A 21418-nucleotide genomic window follows, 5' to 3' on the forward strand; every position below is an offset into this window, starting at 1 on the left:
GCCAGCATACAAAAAAAGGCTTTCCGATCGAGACCGGAAAGCCTTTTTCTGTGATCTGGGTTCAGGACTTGCCGAGTCCGTACTTGCGCATCTTCTCAACCAGGGTGGTACGACGCATGCCCAGCATCTCGGCCGCTTTGGCCACCACGCTGTTTTGCTGCTCCAGCGCCTGGCGGATCATCTCCACCTCCAGGTCTGCCAGCATGTCCTTGAGGTTGACCCCATCTTCGGGCAGTTCGGAGGAGAAGCGCTGTTCCGGCAGCTCCACCGGCTCTTCCCCGGAGAACAGGGCCGCCAGGGCATCGCGCTCCTGCAGCTCTTCCGGATACTCGGGAGAAAACTGGGGCACATCAACATGACGGTATTTCATCGGCAGATCGTTCACATCCACCAGGCTGTTGGGGTAGAGGATCACCATCCGTTCCACCAGATTGGACAGCTCGCGGACATTGCCGGACCAGGGGTGGGCGGTCAGGGACTCGACAGCGCGCATGGTAAAGCGAACGGCGCCCTTGCCCTCCCCTTCCAGGCGGCTCACCAACTCCTGCAGCAACAGAGGGATATCCTCTTTGCGCTCAGACAGGGCGGGCATCTCGATGGGGAACACATTGAGTCGGTAGAACAGGTCCTCACGGAACCGGCCCTTCTCGATCATCTGCTCCAGATTCTGGTGGGTGGCGGCAACGATGCGCACATCCGCCTGCAGAGGCTTGGTGCCACCAACACGTTCGAAGGTTTTCTCCTGCAGCACACGCAACAGCTTCACCTGCATATGAGCAGGCATGTCGCCAATCTCGTCCAGGAACAGGGTGCCGCCCTCGGCCATCTCGAAGCGGCCCTTGCGGGTGCCGATGGCGCCGGTGAAGGCGCCCTTCTCATGGCCGAACAGCTCACTCTCCAGCAGCTCGGCAGGAATGGCTCCACAGTTCACCGGGATGAAGGGACCATTACGACGCTTGGAGAGATAGTGAACATTGCGGGCCACCACCTCTTTGCCGGTGCCGGACTGGCCGGTCACCAACACGGTGGCTTCGGTCTCCGCCACCTGAGACATCAGATGACGCACTTCGGCAATGGCTTCACTGCGCCCCACCAGGCTGCGGAACAGCTTGGTCTGGTTGGCGCTGGTGGGAGCAACTTCATGCCGGGTACGGTTGTACACCTGGCAGTAATGCAGCATCTCGGTCAGTTGGGCGTAACTGAACGGCAGGGCGATCTCGCCGACCAGATTGGCCATCTCCTGAGGACGGGCATCCAGGCACAGGAAGGGCTGGTGAGGAAACTCCCGGAGCACGCCGATGGCGGTCTCTTTGTCTTCCTCAGTGTTGTGCCCAAAGATCACACTTCGGTATCGCTCGGCATCGGAGAGCCGTCCGGGGAGATCCCCCATTTTAACGGCTTCAACGGTTTCACCCAGGAAGTTAAGCAAAAAGTTTAGTTGTTGGAACCTCTCCTGGTTCCAATCCACTAATAATATGCTTTGTTCTGTCTGCATTACTTATCTTCCGACCACAGCTACATCGTGGGAAATCAATCAAGAAGCTGCTTAAAAACAGCCTTTATATCGGGCTCCTCGGCTAATTTCACCTCAATGGGTGAACGCAGGGAGTCCGGTTATTGTAATGGGAAAGTAGGCATTAGCAAGCAACCCATCCTCCTGACGCTTAATAAGCGGTCAGAAATCAAGGTTGCTTAAATGTGATCATGCGGGCTGCTTAATATTGTGATGCTCGGCAGGGATCGCATCCCAGCCCTCTTTCACGGTCTTGAGCAGGTCAATGACTTCGTCTATGGTGGCGGCGTCGGACTCAGCGTTGGCTTCGGCAATGCGACGCAACATGTAGTCGTAGAGAGCGTCCAGGTTAGCGGCGACCTCACCGCCCTTCTGGTGATCCAGAGAGGCTTTCAGGTGGGTGATGATCTCCATGGTGCGACCGAGGAGCTCTCCCTTCTTGGCAACCTGATTGGAGTCCATGGCCATCTTGGCTTGCAGCAGTTTGTCGATGCTGCCACCCAGCAGCAGCTGCACCACCTTATGGGGCGAAGCTTCGGCTTTCTGGCTCTCTACGTTTACCTGGCGGTAGGCTTTCAGGGATCCACGCATGTTACTTTCCTAATTCTACATTCTGATAGACGGAGACTTGCTGACGCCCCTTGCGGTAGCCGCCGAGGGAATCGCGTTGCTTGTCGAGTTGGGCCTTGCCGCGCTTGGCAAGGGCCCGGGTAATATCCAGCTGGAGCTTAATCCACTCCCGATCTTGTGCCAGCTCGGTGTCCAGCAGTTCTCCGAGGCAGGCACGACGCTCTTCGATGCGCTGATTAAGCTGTGGCAGAAGCTCTTCACGGCCATCCACGTCCGCTTCGGCAATCTGCTCAAGCAGACTGGAGATGGTCTGGGTGATCGCTTCCAGTTGCTGCTGACTCATGAGGTTTTCCTGGTGAATCCTGGCAGGGCTTCGAATCTGGAGGCCAGATCGGCACTCTGTGCATTCAAAGAGGCGACCGCCGCATCCATGGCATTGAACTGCTTGTACAGGCGGTTTTCATAACTCTTCATCCTGGTGGCCAGGTTGGTGCGCTCATCGGTGATTCGGTCCAGCTGACTCTTGAGGCTGGTATCCCGTCCCTCGATGATGCCGCCAGACTGGACATAGGCCTCCAGTGTGGTATCCAGCTTAGCCGCCAGGCCGGTGTCCTCTGTGGTGAACAGCTCCATCACCGCAGTGGCGTCGTTCTTCAGGGCGGCATCCAGCTTATCTTCATCGATCTCCAGCTTGCCATACCGGTCCGTGGAGACACCGAACATGGACAGGGACTTGGCACCGTCTGAGGTATCGTAGGTGCTGCCCAGCAAGCCGCGCATCTGACTCTGAATAGAGCGGGGCAAGGCATCCCCCTGGAGGGCTCCGGCCTGCTTGGTGTCGGCGTTGTATCCGCTCAGGTCGGACACTGTGGTCATCATCTCGTTGTAGGCTTCGACAAAGGCCTCAATGTTCTTCTTGACCGCACCCGTGTCGTTGCTGATGGTCACCTTGGTGGTTTCCCCCACTTCCGCCTTTTTCAGGTCCAGGCTCACCCCCTGGATCGCCTTATCGACGGTGTTGCTGGAGGAGGTCACCTTGAGGCCATCGATGTAGACGATGGAGTCTTTGGCCGCCTGAATCTGTGAGGTGGCATCGAATACCGCCGTCAGTCCGGCGTCGCCGGAGGAGGTCACACTGATGTTGTTGGCGGTCCCGGTCTCATCAGACGTCATCACCAGGCGACTGCCGGTGTCATCGGTCACTATGGTGGCGGTGATGCCGGTATTGTCGTCGGCATCATTGATCTTCTTCATGATGTCCTGCATGGAGTCGGTGGCTTCCACAGCAACAACGAAGCTCTCCCCGCCCACATCCAGGGTCAGGGAGCCGGCACCCAGAGCCGCGGTAACGTCGGCCACAGAACCCGTACCCACTTTCTGACTCTCCGCCAGCTGCTCCACCTGAACGTTGTAGCTGCCGGTCACCGCATCTTTGTCTGCCGTGGCCGTGAGGAAGTCCGCCTGGCTCAGTGACACCTTGCGCTTATCGAACTCATCGGCGCTGGCGAGCTTCTCCAAGGAGTCCTGGAAGCTGCTCATGGCGCTCTTAATGGAGCCGATGGCGGAGATCTCCGACTGAACATTGGCCTCTTTCAGGTTCAGAGAGGCTTCCTTTGGCGCCCTCTCTGCATTGACCAATGCACTTACGATTCCGTTGATGTCCAGGCCTGATCCCAAGCCCACTGCGGTTAAGCCCATGCTGTTACCCCTGCTCCGCTCCCGCCCGGGAGAGTGAGTTAAATCGTATCTTTGACCAAGAGCCCACTGGCCTCTGACATGCGGGCGGCAAGTTCCAGCACCTCTTCGGAAGGAATTTGCCGGATCACATCGCCACTCTTTGCCTCAACCACCTTCACCACACTGCGATTGGTGTCTTCATCAATGTGGAAGCGAATGTCCTTATCGATGGAGTTAAAGAACTCGTTCATGCCCCGTGTTGCCTCGGCCACACGCTCATCCATCGCCTCTTTGGCTGCCTCTCCGGCCTTGGAGGTTGCGGTGACCGCGTCTGCGGCCACCACCTCTGTCTGTTGTGCTTTGACCGCCTGTTGCTCGGCGGCAAACTCTGGTTTTACGGAAGATGTAGCAACTGCTGTGCCAACCGCACTCGTGATGGTGCTATCCATGGTCCCGGTTCCTCTTCAGATAGCCTTAAATAAAGACGGCACCTACCGTCCCCTGCCTCTGGCCCTCTCCGTCAATGGTTTGACACCCAGGAAAGGTCCTACCGCTGTCACTGAGGTTATCGGCCAACTTAGCACAAGCTTTAACCCTTTTTTCTCTTTGTAAATTAGAGGCATAAAAAAGCCCGGCAGAGCCGGGCTTTTTCTGAGGTCGCTTGCTGTTACAGCAGGGACAGGGCTGCGGAAGGCAGCTGGTTGGCCTGGGCCAGCATCGCAGAGGAGGACTGAGACAGAACCTGCTGCTTGGACAGCTCGGCGGTTTCCTTGGCGAAGTCCACGTCCTGGATACGGCTACGGGCGTCAGTCACGTTGGTCTGAATGTTACCCAGGTTGTTGATGGTGTGGTTCAGACGATTCTGAGTCGCACCCAGGTCAGCACGTTGGGTGTCGATCATCGCGATGGCGGAATCGATGATGTCGATGGCGCTCTGGGCACCGTCAGCGGTGGAGATGTCTACGCTGTCCACGGAGGTCAGGGTAGAACCGGTGATGGTGGTGGCCGGAGACACGGTGTCGGTGGTAGAAGTGGTGCTGAACGCATCCTGAGACTTCAGCTGAATGGTTCCGCCTACCGTGGTGGAGTCGTTACCAGCGCCGGTCAATGTAACAGTGTTGTTATCATTGCCATCAAAGTCAACCGCAGTGATATCAACAGTCTTGGTGGTACCGGAGTTGTTGAAATCTTCAATCTCGATGTTACCGCCGTCGGCGTCGGTCATCACCAGGGCGCCGTTCTCATCGATGGCCGCGGTCACACCGGTGGTATCAGTCTTGGCGTTAACGGCCTCGGCGATGCCGCTCAGGTCATCCTTGTCAGCCACGGCCACGGAGATACCAGTGCCATTCAAATCGAAGGACACCTGACCTGCGTCACCCAGGCTGTCCATCTTCAGAGTGGTCTTGGCGTCAGCTTCAACACCGGTGGCCGCGGTCTCTTTGTTGATGGCGGCGGCGATGGTCTCGGCGCTGTCGCTCAGGCTAACTGAGATATCCTTAGACTCTGTACCGCTGATGGTCAGGGTGGTGGCGGTCACGCCGTTTACCGGAGAAGTAGTACCAGCGGCAGCTGCAGCACCCAGACCGGCAGAGGCACCTTCCAATGTCTGACTGTTGTAACCGATGGCCTTGGCACCGGTGTTCTTCAGGCTAATGCCGATGGTTTCGTTGGCGTTGGCGCCAATCTGGAAGGACTGGGTGCCGTAGGAGCCGTCCAGCAGCTTCTGGCCACCGAACACGGTGGTGTCGGCGATACGAGTCAGTTCGGTCTGCAGAGCGGAGATCTCTTTCTGCATGGACGCACGGTCTTCCGCAGCGTTGGAGCCGTTGGCGGACTGCAGGGACAGGTCACGCATACGCTGCAGGATGTTGGTGGACTCCTGCATGGCACCTTCAGCGGTCTGGGCGATGGAGATACCGTCGTTGGCGTTACGCATTGCCACATCCAGACCGTTGATCTGGCTGGTCATACGGTTGGAGATCTGCAGACCTGCGGCGTCGTCCTTGGCGGAGTTGATGCGCATGCCAGAAGCCAGACGCTCCATGGAGGTTTGGGTTGCGCTGTTGGCCTTATTCAGGTTGCTCTGGGCCTGCATGGAAGTGACGTTGGTATTTACACTTAAAGCCATGATGTCTTCCTCGTTAACTCGGGCGTTATTGCCTAATTGTCGCGCCGAGTTGTGTGGCGCGTCCTGGTTTCAATTAGGGTATCGGCGGCGTTTTTCAGTCCTTTAGCCCTTTTTGCATTTTTTCCAAAAAAAACACAAAAGAAAGATTACCGTTAATTTTCAATGACTTATTTGCACACATGAAAAAAGCCACTGTAACCAGACACAATCGCGTTCGATTTTGTGATCCAGTTAACAGTGGCTCTGGCGGTCGAGCTCTAGATGAAGTCGAACAGTGTGGTGCTGTTGACCCGGCCAAAGGTCTGAGTCAGGGCATTCATTGCCAGGGTCTGGCGCTCAAACTCGGAGATGGCCGCGGCGTAGTCCAGATCTTCCAGATTGGATTTCACCCCTTCTGACACCAGCTTCATGTCCGAGTGCTGATTTTCGAAGGTCTCCAGGGCCTTCATGCGGTTACCCACCTCGGCACGCACCCCGGTGGCGTGATTGAACACCTCGGTGATGTCACCCAGCAGCTGACCATACTCCGCCTGGGCCTGGGGACTCTTCAGCCCCTCCTCCGACTCCAGCATCTCGATGGCGCGGTTGATGATACTGAAGGGATCCCGGCTCTCCTGCTCCGCCATGGAAAGGCTGTCACCGATGCTGGGATCGCCACTGATGGTCACTTCGATGCCATCGAACGCCAGTGGCTGAGTGGGGTCAAACGCGGTAGGGCCGGTCACCAGAGTGCCGCCATCGTCATAGACCTCGTAAGCCACATTGCCGGCACCGTCATCAACAAAATCAAAACGGTAGCCCGGTGCCTGGGTCAGTGCCGGATTGACCACCTCGGCGCTTTCCACAAAGAACTTCTCGGTCATGGTGGCGCCGGCATAGTCGGCCTGATAGTCACCGCTGGCGATGGGCACATTAAAGAACACCTCGTCACCGGGGTCGTTCACCGGCAGGGTCACTCCGTCGCCGATGGTGGCGGTACGCTGACCGGAGTTGCCCACGTAGGTCACCACGCCGCCCGCATTCACAAAGGGCTGAGTGTCGCTGGCGGTGCCGGCGAACAGATAGTTGCCCGACTCATCCTGACTGTTGGCCAGAGACACCAGGGCATCCAGATTGGAGCGCAGATCGCTGGCGTGAACCTTGCGGCTGTCCCAGGAGAGAGAACCGTCGTTCCCCTCCAGCATAATATCCTTCATGCCCATCACCAGGGTCTCGTAGGAGGCCAAATAAGGTTCCTCCTGTGACAACCGGTTGTTGGCCAGGTTGATGTTGGCCTCGTACTGAGCCAGAACCGCAGATTGCTGCTTGAGGTTCTCGATGGCGATGTTGGCCACAGGATCATCGGCGGCGGTGCTCACCTCTTTGCCACTGGAGAGCTTCTGAAGCGTCTTGTTGTTCTGCGATTGCAAGTTGGTCAGGTTGTTGGTGTTCAGGTTATAGAACTGAAAGGTGGAAACGCGCATCCCCGCCCCCTATCGCAGTGAATTAAAGAGTGTATCGAAGGTTTCCTTGGCCACGGTCATCACCCGGGCAGAGGCCTGGTAAGCCTGCTGGAAACGCATCAGATTGGCGGCTTCCTCATCCAGGTTCACCCCGGACTCGGACTCGACCCGATTCAGGGCCTGGTCATACACCGCCTGGGCCGAGGTCCTGGCCACCTCCTGGGCGGCCGCCTGGCTGCCCACCTCGGTGATGATCCCCTGGAAGGTGTCCGCCAGGGTGGACTTTCCGCCATCCTGCAGCTTGAGATTGGGAATGTTGCCCATGGCCACCGCATTGGCGTTGTCCCCCACCGCAAAGTCCATGTTCAGCTTGAAGCTGCTGGTGGCGGTGGTGTTGTCTTCAATCTTGACCGAAAACCCGAGGGCGGAGATGGTATCCCCGGTATAGACGCCATTGGCCAGAGCATTGCCGTCCTTATCGGTCATGGTGTAGGTGTTCTGCCCCGGAGGCGCAGAGGTCGGATCGTTGGGGGTGATCGACAGATTGACCTCCCCTGAAGGAAACGCCGCGTTGGTCCTGTCGACGGAAACCAGGGTGGCTTCACCGTCACCGGCGGTGGTTTCCTTGGTGTAGCCGGCGGCCGCCAGGGCGCGTGGATTATCAATCTGCAGGCTGAGCCCCTTGGCCGCGTTGGCGGTGGGCATCAATGCCCATTTGTCGCCAGCCACGGGCGCCCCACCACTGGTGTCCTGAATGATGCTGAACCCTTCGGCGGAGACAAAGCGGTTGGCATTATCCGGGTCGGCGGTCAGGGTGCTGGTCTTTCCATACTCGTCGGTCATCTGATAGTTGGCGCCATCCCAGACCAGGGTGTATTTGCCCCCGGTAAGCGCACCCACATCATCAATGTTCACCCCAACCTCGGTGCCGCCGGCGTTGCTGCCCGAACTGGCGCTGCGACCGATGGACATCTCCGGGCTGTTAATGTCGGCAAACAGATCCTGGCCCACATTGCCGTCCAGATCGAAACCGTTGGCCTGGGCCTGGTTCATGGCATCCGCCAGCCCCAGGGCCATCTTGCCCAGATCGCGCTCGGCGGGCAGCAAGACGTTGTCACGGTAATCCATCAGTGCCTGAAGCTGTCCGCCAACATCGCGGCCATCCAGGGTGATCTTGTTCTGGCCGGTGTCGACGGTGTAGCGAAGTTCATGACGCACCGGATCGCCATCGGTGGTGCCCAGTTCCAGCTGGTTGGGGCCGGACACCAGCATGGCGGCGCCGCCCATCATCACACTCTTCACCCCGAAATCCTGCTCAATGACGTTCACCTGGACATAGTCATTGAGCTCGGTGATCAGCTGGTTCTGATAATCCAACAGCTGCAGGTCCTTACCCTCTACCTTCATCAACTGACCGTTGATGTCCGCCAGCTCGGTGGTGATGGCATTGACCCGATCGACGGTCACCTGTACCTGCTCATTGGTCTGACGCAGCTGCGAGGTCAGGCCTTCGGCAACGGTATCGAACGCGCCCTCCAGCTGACCCAATGACACCAGCACGTTGTCCCGGGCACTCAGGTCATTGGGGATGTCCGCCATGTTATTGATCGCTTTGAAGGCGTTGTTCATCGACTCGGGAATGGCATCGCCGGATACGGAGAACACCTGGTTGAGCTCGTCCGCCTTGCGCCAGGACATGTTGGCGTAGGAAAGCTGGCTGGTGGACAGGTGCAGTTCGCGCATGGCGTAACTGTTGTAGATGCGCTTGACGTCGGCCACATAAGTGCCGGAGCCCACAAAGCTGCCGGCGATAAACAGTGACTGAGAAGTACGCTGCTCAGCCACCTGGCGGGAGTACCCTTCGGTGCCGACGTTGGCGATGTTATTCGAGGTGACCTGCATCTGCTTCTGGGCGGCCATGACGCCAGAGCGGCCGATATTCATCAAGTCTGCCATTATTTACTCCCTTGAGAGGAGGACACCGCCCCCTCCATCAAACGCTTCATCACCTGCAGTACCTTATCGGCATACTGAGGATCGGTGGCATAGCCAGCCTGCTGCAAGCCACGGATAAACCCTTCGTCGTTGCCCGCATCCAGCGCATCCTGATAACGCGGCCGGCGAACAAAATCGACGAAGTCCTGAAAACTCTGTTGGATGTTGTCATACACCCTGAACTCGGAGCGCCGTTTCACCGGCACCCCCTGCTCCACCTCGAGGGCATTGATCTTGACGCTGTCGCCCTGCCAGCTGCTGCCCGCCTTGATGTTAAACAGGTTGTGGCTGCTGCCCTCTTTGGAGGGAAGCACCTTACGGCCCCAGCCGGTCTCCAGGGCCGACTGGGCCACCAGCAGCTCGGGGCTGACCCCTAGCTCTTTGGCGGCTCTGCGCGCCTCAGGCATCAGGCTGTTGACGAAGCTCTGTGGCGAAGAGAAGTCCACCGGATTGATGGCTGCGGCCAGAGGCGGACGGGGCGCCTCCTGGGCAGCCTTAACAGGCTGAGTCTGTGCTGCAGCCTCGGCCCCGGATACCGGAGTGGCCGCGGACGCCAGCGGCGCGTGAGGGGCGATGGCGTTGTTGGAGCCGCGCAGCACCGAGGCCGGCGTCAGGTTCTCGTCGCCCCCCAACTGAGCCACGATGAGATCCGCCAGCCCCAGGGTCCCCTTGCCGGCCAGCTCACTGACCAGCTGCTGGTCCTGCATATCCCGGTAGAAGTTGGTGGTCTGGCTGTTAAACGGCGAGTCGGTCTCGAAGGCGCTATTGGCACTGCGCATCTCCTTGAGCATCATCCCGAGGAAGATCCCCTCAAACTGCAGCGCCACCTCCTCCAGGGAGGCATCGGGGTCGGCCTGGGCTTTCTGCCTCAGGTCGTCCATGGCCGCAAGATCCAGGTAGTGTTGATTCTGCTGTTTCAAAGGATCCATATGGCCACCTAGATGATGATCAGCTCGCCGCGCAAGGCGCCGGCCTGAGAAAGGGCTTCGAGGATCGCCATCAGGTCCGAGGGGGCTGCCCCCACCTGATTCACCGCACGCACCAGTTCATCCAGGGTCACACCGGGATCAAACTTGAACATGCGCCGGGCAGACTCGTTGACGCCGATGCTGCTCACCGGGTTGTTCACCGTGTTGCCGCCGGCCAGCATGCCGGGCTGAGAGGTGCTGAAGGCTTCGCTGATGGTCACGGTGAGACCACCATGGGTGATCGCCGCGGGCAGCAGACGCACCTCACTGCCCACCACTATGGTGCCGGTACGGCTGTTGACGATCACCTTGGCAGACTCCTCTGCCGGCTCCACATGGAGATTCTCCAGGGTGGCCAGATAGGCAACACGCTGGGAGCGATCCCGGGGGGCAGACACCTGAATGGAGGTGGCGTCCTGGGCCCGGGCCACACCCGGGCCCAACAGACCATTGATGGTGTCGGCCACCCGCTTGGCGGTGGAGAAGTCGGGGCGATGCAGGTTGAAGGTGAGGAAGTCGCCGTTGGCGAAGGGGCTGGGCACGCTGCGCTCGACGATGGCGCCGTTGGGAATGCGGCCTACGGTCGGGGTGTTCTGAATCACCTTGGAACCATCGGCACCTTCGGCGGAGAAGCCGGACACCACCAGGCTGCCCTGGGCCAGGGCGTACACCTTGCCGTCGGCCCCTTTGAGGAAGGTCTGAATCAGGGTGCCACCGCGCAGGCTCTTAGCGCTGCCGACGGAGGAAACGGTGACGTCGATCTGCTGGCCGGGCTTGATAAAGGGCGGCAGGGTGGCGTGCACCGCCACCGCCGCCACGTTCTTGGTCTTGGGGCGAGTGCCGGGCGGCAGGTTGATGCCGAAGTTGGAGAGCATGGTGGCAAAACTCTGCTCGGTAAACTGCCCCTTCTCACCGGTGCCGGGCAGACCCACCACCAGGCCATAGCCCACCAGCTGGTTGTCGCGGACACCCTGAACATCGGTGATGTCTTTGAGGCGCATCGCCTGAACCGGCAGGGCCAGAACCAGGGCCATCAGTGCGGCAAAGAGTCTCATCCTAGTCGTCTCCTAGAAGGGCCACAGGGGGCCGTTGAAGAAGGCGGCCAGCCAGCCGGTCTTCTGGGATTCAGCGAAGGTGCCGGTGCCGCTGTACTGGATACGGGCATTGGCGACGCGGGTAGACTCCACGGTGTTATCCGGCTTGATGTCCCGGGGGCGTATCAGGCCGGTCAGGCGGATGTACTCTTCACCGTCGTTGATGGTGATCCACTTCTCGCCGCGAATCACCAGATTGCCGTTGGCCAGTACCTGCAGGACGTTCACCGAGATGGAACCGTTGAGGCTGTTGCTCTGATCCGCATCCGCCTCTTTGGAGAGGTCCAGTTTCTCCTTGTAGTTCAGATCCAGGGTCTGGCCGTTGATGGTCACCGGACCGCCGCCAGCGGTAATGGGGTCGAGGGACATGGAGTTGTCCTTCTTCATCTCATTGGTGGCGCTCTTCTTGGCCTTGGTGGCCTCCACCAGCTCTACGGTGATCACATCGCCGACCCTGTGAGCCTTGATGTCAGAGTAAAGCTCGTTGGCGTAGGCGTCCTGGAAGATGGAGCCGGTGTTGACCACCTGGGTGGGGGGCAACTCAGGGTAAACCGGGGCGTAGTAGGGATCATCCGGAATCGGGGCTCCGGGCGAAGTGCACCCGACCAGGGTGATCAGACTAGCGGCGGCAATCCAGTGTCTCATCTAAGGCTCCTTAGAGTTGCTGGTTCAGGTTGGCCAGCATCTGATCCACCGTGGAGATCACCTTGGAGTTCATCTCGTACACCCGTTGGGCTTCGATCATGTTCACCAGCTCCTCGGTCACATTGACGTTGGAGGTCTCCAGGGCACCCTGACGGATGGAGCCCAGACCATCCAGGCCGGGAACACCAGCGATGGGCGCGCCACTGGCGCCAGTCTCGAGGAACAGGTTCTGGCCGATGGGCTCCAGGCCGCTGGCGTTGACGAAGTTGGAGATCTCAATCTGTCCCACCACCACGTTGGCTGCCTGGCCGGGAACCCGTACCGAGACCTCACCTTCGGAGGAAACGGTCACGGACTGGGCGTCTTCAGGGATGACGATGCCTGGATCCAGTACGTAGCCGGAGCCCGGGGTCACCATCTGCCCCTCCTCATCCAGGGTAAACTGGCCGTTTCTGGAGTAGGCCTGGGTGCCATCGGGCATCTGAATCTGGAAGAACCCGGGGCCGTCGATCATCAGATCCAGGCTGTTGTTGGTGGTTTCCATGTTGCCCTGGGAGAAGATGCGCTGAGTGGCCGCCACCTTGGTGCCGGCGCCCAGGGTCAGGCCGTTGGGCAGCTCGGTGTTCTGGGCACTGATGCCCCCGGCCTGGTTGATGGTCTGATAGAGCAGGTCCTCAAACACGGCGCGGCTCTTCTTGAAGCCCACGGTGCTGGCGTTGGCCAGGTTATTGGAAATGTTGGAGATTTCAGTCTGCTGAGCGTCCAGGCCTGTTTTACTGATCCAAAGTGCCGGTTGCATACTCTTTACCCTTTAAATGTCCGTTACACCCGCAACAGTTTTGCGGCTGACCTGTCGTTCTCTTCGGCGGTTTTCATCATCTTCAGTTGCATGTCGAACTGACGCTGCATCTCGATCATTCCCACCAGTTCGTGTACCGGGCTGACGTTACTGCCCTCGATGGCGCCAGCCACCAGCTCCACCTCGGCATCCGCCAGGTAGGCTTCGCCGCCAAGGGCGCGGAACAAGCCATCTTCGCCCTTGGTCAAAGTATTGATTGGCGGGTTGACCATCTGAAGCTGGTCTACCTCTTCCATGGCGTTGGCCGGTGCCCCCTGGGGGCGCACGGTAATGATGCCGTTGGAGGCGATCTCCACCTTCTCTACCGGCAAAGGCAGGAAGATGGGCCCGGCAGCGCCCATGATGGGACGTCCCTGGGCGTTGGTGAGCATGCCGCCTTCGTCAATCTTCAGAGAGCCGGCACGGGTCAGGGCCTCGTTGCCCTGTTCGTCCTCAACCACAAACCAGCCTTCACCCTTGATGGCCACATCCAGGCTTCGGCCTGTGGTCTTGATGCTGCCGGCGTCGAAATTACTGGCCGGACGCTCGGTCATGGCAAACACCCGGGTGGGCAATCCCTCACCGAACGCCTGCATGCTGCGAGCCTGGTGCAGATCCGCTTTGAAACCGTCGGTGCGGGCGTTAGCCAGGTTGTTGGCATGTACGCCCAGGGCGGACATGTTCTGGCTGGCGCCTGACGCGGCGATATAGAGCATCTTGTCCAAGGGTGACTCCCACAGTCGGCAATTGACGTTAACTACCCGAGTTAAATGCAATAGCTATGCCAACAGCGAAAGCGGCAGGAATAGAGCGGTTCAGGGAAGATTCAGAAATGGAACAAGGGGACGAGGGGAAAGGGGTTGCCGCCCCCGGCAGGGGCGGCAATGCAGAGTTAGCGGATCTGCAGGATGTTCTGCTGCAGCTGGTTGGCGATATCCAGCGCCCGGGAGTTGGCCTGGAAGTTTCGCTGAGCGCTAATCAGGTCCACCAGCTCAGTGGTCAGGTCGGTGTTGGACTGTTCCAGGGCGGCAGAGTTGATGGCGCCGAAGGTGCCGGTGTTGGGCTCACCCAACAGTGCCTCACCGGACGCCTGACTCTGCTTCCAGGAAGTGTTCCCCTGCTGGGTCAGACCCTGCTCGTTGGCAAAGCGGGCCAGGGCCACCTTACCCAGGGGCACTTCGGTGCCGTTGGAGTAGGTGGCACTGATCAGGCCATCGGCCGCCACTTCCACGTTGGTCAGTCGACCCACGGTGGAACCGTCCTGCTTCAGCTTGGTCACCTCAAACTTGGACGCATACTGAGTCGGGTTGTCCATGCGAATCTCAACCCGCTGGGTTCCGTCGGCGCCCGGGCCAATCACGCCGGCACCTGTGGTCCCCAGAGCCACGGTCTGAATCATAGTGGGGTTGGTGTTGAGGAAGTTACCTGTATCGTCGAAGCTCACCACCGCAGCGGTATGACCGGCTGCGTTCTGGGCGGCGATGCCCGCGGTATCGGCCACGCCGTCACCGTTGGTGTCCTGATCCCAGGTACCGTTGGTGCTGGCACCGCCGGCATCACCGATGTTCACCGGTTTGTCATCCATGGTGAAGAAGGTCAGCCACTGGTTGTTGTTGTTCAGGGCACCGCCCGGAGGCTTAACAAAGTACTGGGTCATGATGTGCGGCTCACCCAGGGAGTCGTACACGGTTACCGAGGTGGCGTTGTTGTAGGTGGTGGGATCCGTGGGATCGAAGTTGGCCGGGTCGTGAGTGATGTCGCCGGCATTCACGTTCACAGACACGTCCACCACGGCGGTCATCTGAGGCTGACCCGCCGTCTGGGGGATCTGCACCGGTTGGGTGGTGGAGAGGCTCACGGAGGAGACCGAGCCGTCGTCATTCACCGGCAGGGCCATCAGGTAGTTGCCCTGGGAGTCCACCATGAAGTTGTCGTCGTTCAGCTTGAACGCACCGGCACGGGTGTAGTTGTAATCCTGGGATCCAAACTCGGAGATGGTGACGAACATGCCGTTACCGTTGATGGCCAGATCCAGGGCGTTATTGGTGAACTGCAAAGAACCCTGGTGGAACTGCTGAGCCACCTGAGCGGTGGCAACACCGCTGCCTACGTTGGTCTTGCTGTTGGTAAACAAGGAGTTGGAGTAGACGTCGGCAAACTCGGCTCGAGACTCTTTAAAGCCAATGGTGTTCACGTTGGCAATGTTGTTCGACGTAGTATCCAGGTCCTTCTGCGCGGCATTCAGACCGCTGAGTGAGATATTGAATGACATGCTCGTTCCTCGTTAAGAGCCTTCTGCGACCGCCAATACGTCAGACAGCTTGACGCCGCCGACACCGCGCAGGTTCAGGACTGTATCGTAGTTGGCACCGCCCAGGGTCACGCTGCTGACGTGGCCATAGGTGAACACCGGTAGAGTATCGGTTTTGCCGCCAACCAGGGCCTCAGCGGTAAAGCTGTAGGTGCCCTCCGGCAAAGCGTCGCCGTCGGCATTTCTGCCGTCCCAGCTAAAGTCGACGTTGCCGCCATTGCCCACGGGCACTTCGAAAGTTCGGACAATCTGACCTGCCCCATCCTTCACCTTCATGGTCATGTTCTGCGCCCCGGATGGGGTGGAGATCACGCCGGTGACCGGGCTGGCACCGTCCGAAACCGCCTTGTCGGATGGGATCAGCACCTTCTGACCTACCAGACTGCTGGCCTCGAGGGCCTGGCTGGAGTTCATCACGGTGTTCATGTTCTTGATCTCATCGTTCAAGGAGTTGATCCCATCAACGGTGGCAAAGGAGGACATCTGAGAGATCATCTGATCGTTGTCCACCGGCTTGAAGGGATCCTGCATGGACAACTGCTGAGACAGCAGGGAGAAGAAGTCTTCCTGAGTCAGAGCCTGGTTGTTGTCCTTGGTTGTGGGGGTCGCTTCTTGCTGCCACTTCAGGGAGTTTAAGTAACTGTTATCGATGGTATTACTCATCCAGTCCCCCTTTATTTACCAAGTCTGAGAGTTTGCTTGGCCAGGTTCTTGGCGGCGTCTGCCACCTCGACGTTGGCCTGATAACTGCGGGATGCGGAGATCATGTTGGCCATCTCCTCCACCACGTTGACGTTGGGCTTGAAGATGTAGCCCTCTTCGTTCGCCATGGGGTGATCCGGGGCGTACTCCTGAATCAACGGCTTGTTGCTCTCCACAATGCCGGCGACGCTGACTCCCCCGAGGGCTTCCAGTTCCTTGCTGATGCCGGCGCCATGGGGGCCGTGCTGATGGGTCACGAACTCCTGAAGGCGAGCGGCAAACACCGGCTCGCGGGCACGGTAGGTGTCCCCGGAGCTGCTGGAAACGCTGTTGGCGTTGGCCACGTTACTGGCGGTGGTGTTGAGGCGCACGTTCTGCGCCATCATGCCGCTGCCGGCAATGTCGAGAATGTTAAACAGGCTCATGGTTATTCACCCCGCAGCGCTTTGCGCATTCCCTGGAACTTGCCGCCGAGAAACTCGAGGGTCATCTGCTGCTCCAGGTTGTTCTGCATGAAGTTGTTGCGTTCAATGTTGACGTCCACGGTGTTGCCGTCGCCAGTATCCGGCTGCAGCGGCACTCGGTAGGCCAGACCGCCGATGGGCTCTCTGCCGATGTTGAAGTGGTCTTGGTGGGTGTTGGACATGGAGATGCCACCCTGGGCACTCTTGGCCTGGCTCAGAGCCTGGTCGAAGTCCACGTCCTGAGCCTTGTAGCCAGGGGTGTCAGCGTTGGCAATGTTGTTGGCCAGCACTTCGGCACGCTGGGAACGGATCCCCAGGGTGTGTTGATGAATGCCCAGTGCTTTATCGAACGAGATGGCCATCTTTGCCTCCTAAACGCAGTCTTGCCCTAGAAAAGCAAAAGGCGTGCCATTGGCACGCCTTTGTCGATAAAAAGAGAGGCTATCGCTTTCTATGTATGATTCCAGCGGGGAATCTGAGCATTTCGAACTGGTCGGTGAGACCGGCAAGAGACTCGGAGGCCCCCAGCACCAGGTAACCACCCGGGTTCAGGGCGGCAGCAAATTGCCGCAGGATCTTGCCCTTGTCCTCCGCCGAGAAGTAGATGAGTACATTGCGGCAGAAGATCACGTCAAATTTGCCCAGCAAGGCATAGCTGTCCAGCAGGTTGAGCTGACGGAAGTTGACCATGCGTCGCACATCATCCCGCACCTTCATTCCCTTGGGAGAGGGCTGGAAGAACAGGCGGCGGCGTTCCGGCGACAGACCCCGGGTCAGGGCCAGCTCGTCGTACTCACCGGCTTTGGCCTGGTCCAGGATCTGGGTGGACAGGTCGGTGGCGACGATGTCCACCCCGTTCATCAACATCCCCGGACGCTTCTGCCGGGTCTCGTGCACCACCATGGACATGGAATACGGCTCCTGACCGGAGGAGCAGGCACTGGACCAGATGCGGATGGAACGCCCCAGCTTGGCCAGCTCAGGCAGAAGTTCGTCCGCCAGCAACTGGTAGGGGTAGGTATCGCGGAACCAGAAGGTTTCGTTGGTGGTCATCGCCTCTACGACGGCGGTTCTGAGTTTGCTCTGCTCAGGACGCATCGATTGCTTCACCAGGTCGGACAGGCTGTCCAGACCGAAGGATTTCATCAACGGACTTAGGCGGCTACGTACCAGATATTGCTTGTTGTCTCCCAGCACAATGCCGCACTGCTTCTGCAGGAAGGCGGCAAAGGTCTGGTATTCCGTAGGAGCTAAGGTTTTGGTTGGCACCGAATCAGGCCTCTTTCAGGTAGCGATCGATCGCTCCTGCCAATTCATCAGGGTTAAACTTGGCGATGAAGTCGTCTGCACCCACTTTCTTCACCATGGCTTGGTTGAACACTCCGCTGAGGGAGGTGTGCAGGATCACCTTCAAGGAGGTGAGCTTGGGGTTGTCACGGATGGAGGCGGTCAGGGTGTAACCGTCCATCTCCGGCATCTCGATATCGGAGATGATACCACCAAACACCTCGGAGATATCCTCTTTGTCCTTAACCAGATCTTCCAGCTTACGCAGCGCCTCCAGACCGTCTTTGGCCAGCTCGATCTCCAGACCCAGAGGCTCCAGGGCACGAACCACCTGCTTACGGGCAACGGAGGAGTCATCCACCACCATGATGCGACGCTTGCGCTCGGAGATGGGGCTGAGGTTGGCGGCGACATCCTCGCTGATGTCGGTCTTGGCGGGGGTGATCTCATCCAGGATCTTTTCAACGTCCAGAATCTCCACCAGCTCACCGTTGATCTCGGTCACCGCGGTCAGGTAGTTGCTGCGGCCACTGCCTTGTGGCGGCGGCATCACCGAATCCCAGTTCAGGTTCACAATCCGCTCAACCCCGGCGACCAGGAACCCCTGGACGGAACGGTTGTACTCACTGATGATGATGAAGCTGTTCTCCACCTCCTGAGTAGGGCGACCACCCACGGCGGCAGACATGTCGATGACGGAGATGGTCTGGCCGCGGATGTGCGCCACACCCCGCACCAGATTGTTCAGACGCGGCAGGCTGGTCAGCTTAGGACACTGCAGCACCTCCCGAACCTTAAATACATTAATCCCAAAGGTTTGCCGGCCATTGAGCCGGAATAGGAGAAGTTCGAGGCGATTCTGCCCGACCAGCTGGGTGCGCTGGTTCACCGAATCTAAGATGCTAGCCATTGGTGGAGTCCTTATTAAAGCTGAAACAAAGGCACAGATATTGCTGCACACCCAACCGACAAATTGTTGGCACCGGAACTTTTGATATGATGCTGCTGCGTTGTATCAATTTCCCCAAGCGTGTTCAAGTCTAGGTTATCTGGTCGGTGGTTAAATTCCATGAAGCTGTATGCATTCTTACTCTCCCTGCTCTTTAGTGTGTCGGCACTGGGTGAAACTTCTTTAGATATGATCGAAGAGGCCGCATCCCAGTATGTCCTCGGCGTGATAGAGGTGCCGGAAGGGGCCCGTATTCAGGTAACCGCCAGCGAGCTGGACAAGCGCCGCCACTTCGAGAGCTGTGACAGTCCCCTGCAGGCTCAGGCCCCGGCTGTCAAGGGTAACACGCGCTATCTGACCGTTAAGATCAGCTGCGACACCCCCGAGCCCTGGCTGGTGTATGTGCCTGTGCAAATTTCTCTGGAGTACCCGGTACTGGTGGCCAGAATGGCCCTGGGCCCGGACACCCTGCTGGACGAATCCATGGTGGAGCTGAGGTATGTCAACAACAACAGTTTGCGGGGGAATCATTTCAGCTCCCCTGATGAGCTGAATGGTGCCAGACTAAAAAGGCGCGCAGGCGCGGGACAGGTGATCACCAAACGCAACGTCTGCCTGGTGTGTAAAGGGGACCCGGTAACCATCGAAGCCAATAATGATCACCTCTCCATCCGCACCTCGGGCACCGCCATGAGCAGTGGCTCCATCGGTGACGCCATCCGGGTGCAGAACAGCCGGTCTCGAAGAATGGTGGATGCGTACGTCACCGGAGTTGGCCATGTGCGGGTGAAAATGTAAAAATTACCCTAAAGCTTCTGGCCGCGCGGCCGATACCAGTGTCAGAAGAGCCCAAATACACAGCGACGGAGCCACATTATGGCTATCGACATCAACAAACTGAGCAGCGGTACCGCAGGCCTGCAACCGGCCCGACGGGCGGTGACCCAACAAAGCAAGCCCGAAGGGAGCAGTGCTCAAGCTGCCGCCAAGGGGGACGAGGTGAAGCTGACCCAGGAAGCCCAGCAACTGCAGCGGGCGGAGAAGGTGATGCAGGAGACCCCTGAGGTGAACAGCTCCAAGGTGGAAGCCCTGAAGCAGGCGATCTCTGAAGGTCGCTACCATGTTGACCCGGACAAACTGGCTGCCAACCTCTCCCGTTTCGAGAGTGAACTGACTGGTGAGTGAGACCACAATCCACGCCTTGATTGACGCTCAGCAAGAGCGTCTGACTCACCTGCTGCAGCTGCTGCAGCAGGAGACCGAGGCGTTGCTTGAGCGAGATGCCGATAAGATTGAATCCCTGCTCAAACAGAAGCTGACGCTGCTGGACCAGATTGGCGGCGGCGACAAGGCGCTGGAAGCACACCCACACGCAGCTCAGATCAAGTCGGACAACGAGGCGATGGCCGGGGTGGCCCGCTGCCGTGACCTCCTGGCGGAGTGTCAACTGAAAAACCAGCACAACAGCCAGCTGGCCGATCAGTCTCTGGCCAGCCTGGGGCGCCTGCAACAGTTGCTCAACACCACCCGCAACCCCAATGCCCTGACCTACAATCAGGAGGGCACCACCACCACAGGTGGCCGACTGGGCAAGGTGATTAAGGCCTGAGGCAACCCGCTTAGAAACAAAAAGCCGGCGTAACCGCCGGCTTTTTTGTTGCGCAGAGCACATCAGCGCCTGTGTGCCTGTGCCTGCACCATGTCCATGGGCTGCCAGCGAGTGTAGCTGGAGCCTGGCATCAGGGTGCCCACCGCCTGTTCCAACTGCACCTGTTGAATCACCAGGATGTCTTCCGAGTCCGGATCACGATTCCACCACCCCAGCTCACCCTGTTGCCGGTTCTGCAAGGAGACTCGGTCCCCGATGCGAACGCCGTGGCGGCTGCCCAGATTGATGGTCACCCGCTCCTGATCCACCGAGAGCACCCGCCCGTGCAATGGACGGCAATGCAGGGTGCCGTCGATGTCCTGAGCCATGGCCACCACCTGCTGACGGATCTGCCTGCCGTAGTCGCTGTTCCAGAAATGGCTGGAGCCCAGTTCCACCGCGTCACTGCGTTTGAACGGCCAGTCACCCTGGGTACGATAACGCTTGTGCCAGATCATCTGACCGGTCAACCCGTCATAGATATTCAGGTTGGCTCCGAAGTAACGATTCCGGTCATCTTCAAACCAACCCAGGGTGGTCTCATGGGGATCCAGAGTCAGATCATCGATGGAGATGGTCACCACATACTGGCTGTTGTCGTCCCGGCTCATCTCTCTGGCCCACTGGTCACCATACTCCTGGTTCAGCTGGCCAAAACTGACGCTGATGTCGCTGCGCTCATGGGCAAACAGGGAGGTGGCTTCCCCATTGATGGTGTTGGCCAGCAGCCGGGTCAGTGCCGCATCAAACTCATAGAGGCTGCCTGGCACCAGGTGCTGACGATGCACCACATCGGCCCGGGGCAGCGTCAGGGCGAAGCGAAATCCCGCACCGGCACACTGGTTGCCCACCGCTCGGACATCCGCCCTCAGGGTCACCTCAAGAGTGCCGTCACTGATGGATTCTGACAGCAGCTGGTACTCCCCTATCTGAGTCAGCTCCGTGGCCGGCCCCAATACGCCATTGACCATGATTTCGCCCTGACCTGATTTCGCCAGCGCGTTGCGGATCGCCTCCTCACGAGCCTTGGTCAGGTCATCATTGCCTATGGGAGCACTGCCACTCAGGGTCAGCCACTGAGCCGAAACCGGTGCCGCCAACAGGCAGACACTGAGCAGCGCCAGGTGTATGGGGTAAGACATCGCTTTTTCGTCCTCAATGCAGTTGGCGTAGATAATGCAATG

At 58.9% G+C, this 21418-nt stretch carries 23 protein-coding genes; 3 read left to right on the forward strand and 20 right to left on the reverse strand.

Annotated elements, in window-relative coordinates:
- Positions 1-61: 61 nt before the first annotated feature.
- The 19 genes from G505_RS0114375 to G505_RS0114465 form a co-directional block, all read right to left on the reverse strand.
- On the reverse strand, positions 62-1495 hold the full coding sequence (locus G505_RS0114375; protein WP_028110191.1) for a sigma-54 dependent transcriptional regulator: 1434 nt from the start codon (positions 1493-1495) through the stop codon (positions 62-64).
- Positions 1496-1702: 207 nt separating this feature from the next.
- On the reverse strand, positions 1703-2104 hold the full coding sequence (gene fliS, locus G505_RS0114380) for a flagellar export chaperone FliS (protein WP_028110192.1): 402 nt from the start codon (positions 2102-2104) through the stop codon (positions 1703-1705).
- A gap of 1 nt (position 2105) precedes the next feature.
- Positions 2106-2426 (reverse strand): hypothetical protein, encoded by a 321-nt coding sequence (locus G505_RS0114385; RefSeq protein WP_028110193.1) that lies wholly within the window; start codon positions 2424-2426, stop codon positions 2106-2108.
- Positions 2423-3781, reverse strand: a complete 1359-nt coding sequence (fliD, locus tag G505_RS0114390) for a flagellar filament capping protein FliD (RefSeq protein ID WP_028110194.1) — start codon at positions 3779-3781, stop codon at positions 2423-2425. The genes G505_RS0114385 and fliD overlap by 4 nt, the downstream gene beginning before the upstream one ends.
- A gap of 38 nt (positions 3782-3819) precedes the next feature.
- Complete coding sequence (locus G505_RS22515; protein WP_051216264.1) at positions 3820-4209, reverse strand: flagellar protein FlaG; 390 nt, start codon at positions 4207-4209, stop codon at positions 3820-3822.
- Between the two features lie 218 nt (positions 4210-4427).
- Entirely contained in the window at positions 4428-5891 is a 1464-nt protein-coding gene (locus G505_RS0114400) for a flagellin (protein WP_028110195.1), read from the reverse strand.
- A gap of 257 nt (positions 5892-6148) precedes the next feature.
- Positions 6149-7354 (reverse strand): flagellar hook-associated protein FlgL, encoded by a 1206-nt coding sequence (gene flgL / locus G505_RS0114405; RefSeq protein ID WP_028110196.1) that lies wholly within the window; start codon positions 7352-7354, stop codon positions 6149-6151.
- A gap of 9 nt (positions 7355-7363) precedes the next feature.
- Positions 7364-9289, reverse strand: coding sequence for a flagellar hook-associated protein FlgK (gene flgK, locus G505_RS0114410; protein WP_028110197.1), 1926 nt, complete (start codon positions 9287-9289; stop codon positions 7364-7366).
- Positions 9289-10257, reverse strand: a complete 969-nt coding sequence (flgJ, locus tag G505_RS0114415) for a flagellar assembly peptidoglycan hydrolase FlgJ (protein ID WP_028110198.1) — start codon at positions 10255-10257, stop codon at positions 9289-9291. The genes flgK and flgJ overlap by 1 nt, the downstream gene beginning before the upstream one ends.
- Positions 10258-10265: 8 nt before the next feature.
- Positions 10266-11351 (reverse strand): flagellar basal body P-ring protein FlgI, encoded by a 1086-nt coding sequence (locus tag G505_RS0114420; RefSeq protein WP_028110199.1) that lies wholly within the window; start codon positions 11349-11351, stop codon positions 10266-10268.
- Between the two features lie 12 nt (positions 11352-11363).
- Positions 11364-12035 carry a flagellar basal body L-ring protein FlgH gene (gene flgH, locus G505_RS0114425; protein ID WP_028110200.1) on the reverse strand — a complete coding sequence of 224 codons (672 nt, stop codon included), beginning with the start codon at positions 12033-12035 and terminating at the stop codon, positions 11364-11366.
- 10 nt (positions 12036-12045) lie between these two features.
- Entirely contained in the window at positions 12046-12834 is a 789-nt protein-coding gene (gene flgG, locus G505_RS0114430; protein WP_028110201.1) for a flagellar basal-body rod protein FlgG, read from the reverse strand.
- A 23-nt stretch (positions 12835-12857) separates the two neighbouring features.
- Complete coding sequence (gene flgF / locus G505_RS0114435) at positions 12858-13598, reverse strand: flagellar basal-body rod protein FlgF (protein WP_028110202.1); 741 nt, start codon at positions 13596-13598, stop codon at positions 12858-12860.
- 167 nt (positions 13599-13765) lie between these two features.
- Positions 13766-15145 carry a flagellar hook protein FlgE gene (gene flgE / locus G505_RS0114440; protein ID WP_028110203.1) on the reverse strand — a complete coding sequence of 460 codons (1380 nt, stop codon included), beginning with the start codon at positions 15143-15145 and terminating at the stop codon, positions 13766-13768.
- Between the two features lie 12 nt (positions 15146-15157).
- Positions 15158-15847: a flagellar hook assembly protein FlgD gene (locus G505_RS0114445; protein ID WP_035385435.1), complete on the reverse strand. Its 690-nt coding sequence runs from the start codon at positions 15845-15847 to the stop codon at positions 15158-15160.
- 11 nt (positions 15848-15858) lie between these two features.
- Positions 15859-16311 carry a flagellar basal body rod protein FlgC gene (gene flgC / locus G505_RS0114450; protein WP_028110205.1) on the reverse strand — a complete coding sequence of 151 codons (453 nt, stop codon included), beginning with the start codon at positions 16309-16311 and terminating at the stop codon, positions 15859-15861.
- Positions 16312-16313: 2 nt separating this feature from the next.
- Positions 16314-16712 (reverse strand): flagellar basal body rod protein FlgB, encoded by a 399-nt coding sequence (gene flgB, locus G505_RS0114455; RefSeq protein WP_028110206.1) that lies wholly within the window; start codon positions 16710-16712, stop codon positions 16314-16316.
- 79 nt (positions 16713-16791) lie between these two features.
- Positions 16792-17619 (reverse strand): CheR family methyltransferase, encoded by an 828-nt coding sequence (locus tag G505_RS0114460; RefSeq protein WP_028110207.1) that lies wholly within the window; start codon positions 17617-17619, stop codon positions 16792-16794.
- 4 nt (positions 17620-17623) lie between these two features.
- A complete protein-coding gene (locus tag G505_RS0114465) occupies positions 17624-18547 on the reverse strand; it encodes a chemotaxis protein CheV (protein WP_028110208.1) in 924 nt (307 codons plus the stop codon).
- A 159-nt stretch (positions 18548-18706) separates the two neighbouring features.
- Here G505_RS0114465 and flgA point away from each other — a divergent pair, with 159 nt between their 5' ends.
- The 3 genes from flgA to flgN all read left to right on the forward strand — a co-directional run bounded on the left by flgA (position 18707) and on the right by flgN (position 20195).
- Positions 18707-19384 carry a flagellar basal body P-ring formation chaperone FlgA gene (flgA, locus tag G505_RS21660; RefSeq protein WP_035385436.1) on the forward strand — a complete coding sequence of 226 codons (678 nt, stop codon included), beginning with the start codon at positions 18707-18709 and terminating at the stop codon, positions 19382-19384.
- 78 nt (positions 19385-19462) lie between these two features.
- Complete coding sequence (gene flgM / locus G505_RS0114475; protein ID WP_028110209.1) at positions 19463-19771, forward strand: flagellar biosynthesis anti-sigma factor FlgM; 309 nt, start codon at positions 19463-19465, stop codon at positions 19769-19771.
- Positions 19764-20195 (forward strand): flagellar export chaperone FlgN, encoded by a 432-nt coding sequence (gene flgN, locus G505_RS0114480; protein WP_028110210.1) that lies wholly within the window; start codon positions 19764-19766, stop codon positions 20193-20195. Before flgM ends, flgN begins: the two co-directional genes overlap by 8 nt.
- Positions 20196-20257: 62 nt before the next feature.
- Here flgN and G505_RS0114485 read toward each other — a convergent pair whose 3' ends face one another.
- Positions 20258-21376, reverse strand: a complete 1119-nt coding sequence (locus tag G505_RS0114485; protein ID WP_028110211.1) for a flagellar assembly protein T N-terminal domain-containing protein — start codon at positions 21374-21376, stop codon at positions 20258-20260.
- Between the last annotated feature and the right edge of the window lie 42 nt (positions 21377-21418).

Origin of the sequence: Ferrimonas futtsuensis DSM 18154, assembly GCF_000422645.1 — a bacterium.
Lineage (GTDB): Bacteria > Pseudomonadota > Gammaproteobacteria > Enterobacterales > Shewanellaceae > Ferrimonas > Ferrimonas futtsuensis.